The 6071-nt window shown below is 65.7% G+C and carries 7 protein-coding genes and 1 pseudogene; all 8 read right to left on the reverse strand.

Annotated features, from left to right (window positions below; genetic code table 11):
* Window positions 1-900: pseudogene (locus IEX25_RS19265) on the reverse strand (hypothetical protein); the annotation flags it as partial.
* Window positions 900-1631, reverse strand: coding sequence for a TrbG/VirB9 family P-type conjugative transfer protein (locus tag IEX25_RS19270; RefSeq protein WP_188717317.1), 732 nt, complete (start codon window positions 1629-1631; stop codon window positions 900-902). The gene IEX25_RS19270 and the pseudogene IEX25_RS19265, both read right to left, overlap by 1 nt.
* Window positions 1628-2314 (reverse strand): VirB8 family type IV secretion system protein, encoded by a 687-nt coding sequence (locus IEX25_RS19275; protein WP_188717319.1) that lies wholly within the window; start codon window positions 2312-2314, stop codon window positions 1628-1630. Before IEX25_RS19275 ends, IEX25_RS19270 begins: the two co-directional genes overlap by 4 nt.
* Before the next feature lie 24 nt (window positions 2315-2338).
* Window positions 2339-3049 carry a type IV secretion system protein gene (locus tag IEX25_RS19280; RefSeq protein WP_188717320.1) on the reverse strand — a complete coding sequence of 237 codons (711 nt, stop codon included), beginning with the start codon at window positions 3047-3049 and terminating at the stop codon, window positions 2339-2341.
* 259 nt (window positions 3050-3308) lie between these two features.
* Window positions 3309-3845, reverse strand: a complete 537-nt coding sequence (locus IEX25_RS19285; RefSeq protein ID WP_188717322.1) for a hypothetical protein — start codon at window positions 3843-3845, stop codon at window positions 3309-3311.
* 2 nt (window positions 3846-3847) lie between these two features.
* Complete coding sequence (locus IEX25_RS19290; protein WP_188717324.1) at window positions 3848-4639, reverse strand: type IV secretion system protein; 792 nt, start codon at window positions 4637-4639, stop codon at window positions 3848-3850.
* Complete coding sequence (locus IEX25_RS19295; RefSeq protein ID WP_188717326.1) at window positions 4636-5787, reverse strand: lytic transglycosylase domain-containing protein; 1152 nt, start codon at window positions 5785-5787, stop codon at window positions 4636-4638. Before IEX25_RS19295 ends, IEX25_RS19290 begins: the two co-directional genes overlap by 4 nt.
* Before the next feature lie 11 nt (window positions 5788-5798).
* Complete coding sequence (locus IEX25_RS19300) at window positions 5799-5921, reverse strand: lipoprotein (RefSeq protein WP_188717328.1); 123 nt, start codon at window positions 5919-5921, stop codon at window positions 5799-5801.
* Between the last annotated feature and the right edge of the window lie 150 nt (window positions 5922-6071).

A 6071-nucleotide genomic window follows, 5' to 3' on the forward strand; every position in this document is an offset into this window, starting at 1 on the left:
GACATTGCCCTCGAGCTGGCTTGAGATGGCGTTGGCGAGCGTCGCCTCAATGAGCGTGCCCTGGACCACGGTGCGCGAGGGCTCGGAGATGACCTCGGCTTGTACAGCTTCTGATCGGCCTACACGCCGGAACCGCTCTGCGGCGTCGGATCGTTCATCGACGCCGTCCGCCCCGCTGTCTTCCCCTGTTTCGCCGCCACCGCCCGACCGGTATGCCACCATCGCCGACTGCGTGCGGGCTTGCAGCAGCGCTTCTTCCTCGGCACGGCGGGCTTCCAGCTCGGCCCGGCGCCGCTCCAGCTCTGCCAGGCGCTGCGCTTCCAGGTCGGCCTGGACCTGCGTCTGGCTGGCCAGTTCCGCAGCAAGGTCCAGATCGGATTGCAGGCGCAGGTTCTCGCGGGTCAGTTCATCGAGCGCCTGGTCCTTGCCGGCCATGTCGCCCTTGAGCTGGTCCAGTTCCGCGCGCAGGGCGTCAAGCTCTTCGGATGACGTCCTGGGGCTGGCGCGCGCTGCGGCCAACTCGGCCCGCACCACCTCGAGTTCAGCCCGGACCCGCTCCAGGGCCGCACGTGCTGCCGCTGCATCGGCCTGGGCCTGCGGATCGGCAACCGTGCGCACGGCGGTGCGCGTGTCCGGCAGGGCTGGCGCAGGGTTTGGCTCGTTCTCGGTCAGGGTAAAGCCGTCAAGCCCGGTGTCGTCCTGGAACTCGCGAACCTCCGAGGTCGGCAAGGGGGACGGAGCCGGATCTCCCGACGGGATCACCGTCGCCACATAGGCACCCCCGGCAAGTCCTGCCGCCAGCATCCCTGCGGGCAGCGCCAGGCGCCGCCACAGGGGCGGCCTGGCTGCGGGGGGCTGCATCCGGCGCAGCCGCTCCTCCAGGGGATCGGCGTCCGCCATCAGCGCGTCCTCTGCCCGGCACCAGCCTTCGTGCCCTCCACGCAGACGTAGGCGTCGCCATAGCGGAGCACCCAGCGTTCCGAGCGTGCGCCCACGGTGATGACCGTGCCATTCACACTGGTGTTGACGCTGTACTCCCGGCCCCTTGCATCGGCCCGGAAGACCGACGGGATCGGCGCGCCGGGCGGGATCTGGAAGAGGGTGCGCTTGCCATCATCCGAGATCCCGATCGGCGCGAACTCCGTGGCGCCCCTGCGGCTCAGGACGCGGTAGGTCATCGGCACCTCCGCCGGGATCGCCGCTGCCGCAGTCGCGCCGCGGGACCGCGATCCGCCGCTGCCCGGCACGGTGAACTTCACCGACCAGTTGGGCGTAGCCCGCGAGGACTCCACCGCATGGATGAAGTAGAAGTGCCGGTTGGTCTCGACCGTCAGGTTGGTGCTGACGCCCTCGAGCACCGGCTTTACGGTAAAGACGTTGGAGCCTTCCAGCTTTTCGACCTGGAAGGCCTCGCTGTCGCCGATGGCAATCGAGCGGATCGTCTCGCCGTCGCCCAACTCCACAAGGGTGACGTTCCGGACCCGGGTGTTGATGGTATAAACCTGCCCCTCCTGGAAGGTGGCATACGTGAGGCGGCTGTCATTGCCGCCCGCGCGGGGGCGGGCTTCCGCGAGGGCCAGGGCGGGCAGGAACAAGGCAAGCAAGGCGCCGATCACATGGGAGCGGATCATGGCTGGACCTCCATATCCTGGGCATCAAGGCTTTCCGCCGTGACGCGGTAATCGGTGACGGTGAAGCCGAAGGGGTTCTCCCAGACGAGCTCCACCGCGCTCGCGGTCGTGGGCTCAAAGGCATAGCGGACCGTGGCATAGAACTTGCCGATCCGGTCCGGCTCGCCGGGCTTCTCGAGGCGCTTGGTAAAGCGGACCTGGGCGGTGTTCTCGGAAACCGGTGTGATCGCGAGCACGTCCACGACGACCTTGCCGCTCGCGCCATAGATCAGTGGCGGATAGTTCGGGTTCGCCTTGTCCCATTGTGCCTTCAGCGCCGCCTGCACGCGGGTGGCGGACATGCGGTAGACCCGGAGGATGCGGGCCTCGTTGTCGGCCTCGTCATAGGTCTCGCGGTTCTTGACGTAGGTGTAGAGAAGCGACTGCTCGACAGCCGCGCCTTGCTCGACACCCGCCGCCTCGATCCGGACGGCCCTTTCGGCCAAGCCCGTGTCCTTGTCGACGATGGCGAGGAAGGCCTGCGTCTCCTTCAGGGGCAGCGTCAGCCCTGCAAGGGCTATTCCGCCGAGGCCGACCAGAACTCCGCCGATGGCCACGGCCCAAGCCAGCCGCTCACGCCGGCGGACACCGAAGATCAGTTCGGTTTCCAGGATCGTCCTGCTGTCGGGCTCGCCGTCCTTCATCGCCTTCTCCAAAGCTCGGGCGCCTCATGCGCCGCTGTCACCCTTGCCTTGCATAATGTTGATGCCGCGCAGCTTGGCGCGCAGATCGGCGCCCTTCTCGGCCCATGCCCGGTCCCGGGCACGGGCGGCCAGCATCGGGGTCTTGCCCGTGACGACCCCGGATAGAAGGGCCTCCCCACGGGCCTTGAGCGCCTCTCCTCCCCTGCGTATCCCGGCCCCGGTCGCAGTTGCGGGAAGCAGCACCGGACGCCCGACCAGCCGCACCGCCTCCGGAGCGAAGTTCGCGAGATTGAAGTTGCCGGTGATGTTGGCGGCCGCGGTGGGGATCGCCAGCAGTGCGAAGATGCCCACAAAGGCGACGCACATAAAACCGAGGATCATGGAAAAATCCCGCACCTCGGCTTGCGGTCTGAACTGCGCTTCGGCCATTGCGACAACCGCGCCAATCACTGCAGCTGCCGCAATGGGGTAAAGCAGGTATCCCACAAACGAGGTGAGCCAAGCTTCGAAGAGGCTCTTGGTGCGCTCAAACAGGGTGGCAATCATTGCTAGCGGTGCCACACCCAATAAGAACGCGATCATGATCTTCGAGAAGCCGACGATCAGCACATAGGCCGCCATCAGGATCGACAAGATAATGAACAGGAAGCCGGCGATCACGCCCCGGGCGATGGCACTTTGAGCCGCCGCGGCCCCGTCCGCCACATCCGACATCTGCACCGCAAACTTGTCCATAGCGGCCTCGGGCGTGGCTGCCCCGCCGTGGAAGAAACTGAGGGCGAGATTGCCCNGATCCGTGACACGACCTGCCAGGCATCGCGCATGGAAAGGCGGTAGGCGCCAAGCGCCATGTTGACACCGACCAAGGCGATCAGCAGCGTGGTCACGATCGTCAGCATGGGGTCGAGAGCATCGGCAGTCGACGTGAAGTATGTCTCGCCAACGTCGAGGACTGCAGCATCAAGGTCGCCGAGAATGGTTTCCACCAAGGCCATCAGTATTCTCCACACATGGCGTCGACGATCTTGATCTGTCGTTCGTAGGCTTCGTAGAGGCCGCGGGTGTGGTCAGGCGTAAGGACATCCACGTCCAATTCCCTGCGCAACCGATCCTCGAACCTGACCACCGTCTCGTGTGGGATGATTTTTCCGGCACAGGTGCAGTCCTGTGTTGCGATGACATTCGTCGTTGAAAGATAAACCGCAATGTCTCGGTAGGCGCGATCGCCAGGCTTATTGGATCGGCGCAGATTGGCATTCATCTCCGGTGTAGGCTCGCAGGTCCGGTTCGGTTGGTTCTGATCTGCGCTTGGCACCCGTTCGACACTCGACACGTCAACATCGGATGACAGGTCGAGGTTTAGGAAATCCTCCTCGGCTTTCCGTTCCGCCTCGCTCATCTCGGCCTGCCGGTCCAAGAGTTCCTGCAGTTCTGGCTCCGGGAGGTCAGGAGGCGCTCCAGAGGTTTGCGCCAGTCCCATCGTGCCAAGGCCCAGGATCACCAGCCCGCTCAGCAATGCCGTCCGTCTCATGGTCAGTCCTCCAGCTTCATGCGCAGGTACTTTTCCTCACCGGCCGCGGTCGCCGCGTCCATGACGCCCATGTTACCCTGACCAACCGTCTGGATCGCCTCCATTGACCAGACATTGGCCAGCGCGATGCCAAGCTCGGCGGTGACCCGCGTGTTGAGATCGATGGCTTCCTTCAGCCCCGCTGTGTTGGGAATGGTCTGCACAAGGCCATCGAGCCGTGTCAGGCTGTCGGTGGCCGCCTGCGCCGAACTTTCCGCCGCCACACTCATGAAGGCATTGACGTTGGCGGACTGGCCAAGCCTGGCCGCTGCCTGATCCTCGCTCCCGGCTAGCGTGTCGACGCGCTCTCGCGTAAGGCCCGCGGTCGCGAAGGTGCCGTCCACATGACCTGTGACGGTGCGCCCGCTGCCCAGGACGTCGCCCGAGGCCAGCACGCGGGTCCAGTCGCCCATGCGCGCTGCCTCGACCGAAGCGGTCAGATCCGAGAACCCGGGCAGGATGTCCCTGAGGAAGCTATCGGGATCGACACCGAGGTCGGCCAGCGAGAGCCCATCGCGCAAGGCGTCGATCTGGTCCTGCAGCAGCACGATCTGCTGGAGGAGCTGCGTCGTCTGCTCGTCGAGCTTGAGGTTCTGCGCGATCTGCTCCTTCAACTGCAGCTTTGCCTCGGTGAGCTGTTCGACGAGCTTGGCCAGGCTGGTCGCGTCGATGGTAGGCACGCCCTGTCCGGTGACGGGCAGGGCCAGGGCGCAGGAGAGGGCGCCGAGTGCGAACGCTTTCGAGATCCGTTTCATCCATCGATCCTCATGTTCAGGTAATCTTCGTCCCGGGCATAGGCCTCGAGGATCAGCGCGGTGCGGGCGGCCTCGACCTTGCGTTCCACCGCCTGCAGCCGGGTCAGGATCACCGCCATGCGCGCCACCTCGGCGCGGGCATAGGTGTTCAGATCCATGGCGGCCTTCGCAGACCGGGTCGTCTCGACCTGCCGCAGGATGTCCTGCAGCCGGGCCACGGAGCCCCCCATGGTGTTCAGGCTAACCGCGGCATATCCCAGGGCCGCGTCCGAGACGTTCGAGGCTTCGGCAATCACCACGTCGCGCGGGTCCAGTGTTCCGATGGCCTGCGGATCACCGCCCATGCGGGCCGCATAACGGTTGTAGTAGCCGGTAATCCTCGCGACGTAGGTCCGGGTCTCCGTGTAGGGTGGAATGCCACCGTGCTTCTGGACCGCACCTGGACCGGCATTGTAGGCGGCAAGCGCAAGCGGCATGGTCCCGAACATGCCGAGACCCTTCAGCAGATAGCGCGCGCCGCCATCGAGCTGGGTGCGGGGGTCATGGCGGCTGCCATCGTCGGGAATGCCAAGCTCGGTGAAGGTGCCCGGCATGATCTGGGTCAGCCCGAAGGCGCCCACAGGGCTGCGGGCGCCGATGGAGAAGTTCGACTCCTGCTTGACGAGCGCCTGCAACCAGCAGCGGAACTCGACCGCATCGATGCCTGCCCGTGCCAGGGACGGGTGTCCGGCATGGGCCTGCGCGGTGTCCGCGATCATCTGCTCGATGGTGAGGGGCGCATCCCCCATGATACGGGCGGCATAGGGGTTGTTGTCGGGGATGGCGTAGAGTTCTGGAGCACCCGTGAAGGCACCGTCGCCCGAGACCCCCGCTCCCTCAAGACCCGGTACGAAGCGGGAGGTCTCCGACAGCAGATGGAGCGTCTCCTGCGCCGCCGCCAGCTGGTCGCCCCGCGCCGCGATCTGTCGGAGCCTTTCCTCGTTTTTGGCCTGCAGCTCCCCTGTTCTGGCCACCTCCTCGCGCAGGCCGAGCACCTCGAGGGCAACCTTTTTCGCATCGATCACCGGCACGCCTTGCCCCGCCACGCCTGCGGGGATCACCACAAGGGCGATCAGGATGCAGGCGGGAGCGGAAACGCAGGCCTGCATCGCACGTCCTCCTAGTCGCAGGGACTTGTGGCCACGAAGGCCATGCCCGACCAGCAGTTGGTTTTGCGGATCGGCGGGTCGCCGCAGCCCGTGAGCAGGGCGGCCAGGCCCGCGAGCATCAGGAGCTTACGCATCGTGGGTCCTCCAGAAGTGGGGCCGCGCGGCATAGTCGGCGCCGAACTGAACCGCCCCTGGTTTACCGGAGAGTAAAACACTCAAAGGATGAGCCCTATGTCAAAGCCGAGATTCACCCCCGCCTATCCGGCCGAGCTTCGCGAACGCGG

Origin of the sequence: Paracoccus acridae (genome assembly GCF_014642735.1) — a bacterium.
Classification (GTDB): Bacteria; Pseudomonadota; Alphaproteobacteria; order Rhodobacterales; family Rhodobacteraceae; genus Paracoccus; species Paracoccus acridae.

Bases quoted from the DNA above. Each gene is read 5' to 3' on its own strand.
- IEX25_RS19270 (WP_188717317.1), bottom strand. From the start codon at position 1,631: ATGATCCGCTCCCATGTGATCGGCGCCTTGCTTGCCTTGTTCCTGCCC.
- IEX25_RS19275 (WP_188717319.1), bottom strand. From the start codon at position 2,314: ATGAAGGACGGCGAGCCCGACAGCAGGACGATCCTGGAAACCGAACTG.
- IEX25_RS19280 (WP_188717320.1), bottom strand. From the start codon at position 3,049: ATGGACAAGTTTGCGGTGCAGATGTCGGATGTGGCGGACGGGGCCGCG.
- IEX25_RS19285 (WP_188717322.1), bottom strand. From the start codon at position 3,845: ATGAGACGGACGGCATTGCTGAGCGGGCTGGTGATCCTGGGCCTTGGC.
- IEX25_RS19290 (WP_188717324.1), bottom strand. From the start codon at position 4,639: ATGAAACGGATCTCGAAAGCGTTCGCACTCGGCGCCCTCTCCTGCGCC.
- IEX25_RS19295 (WP_188717326.1), bottom strand. From the start codon at position 5,787: ATGCAGGCCTGCGTTTCCGCTCCCGCCTGCATCCTGATCGCCCTTGTG.
- IEX25_RS19300 (WP_188717328.1), bottom strand. From the start codon at position 5,921: ATGCGTAAGCTCCTGATGCTCGCGGGCCTGGCCGCCCTGCTCACGGGC.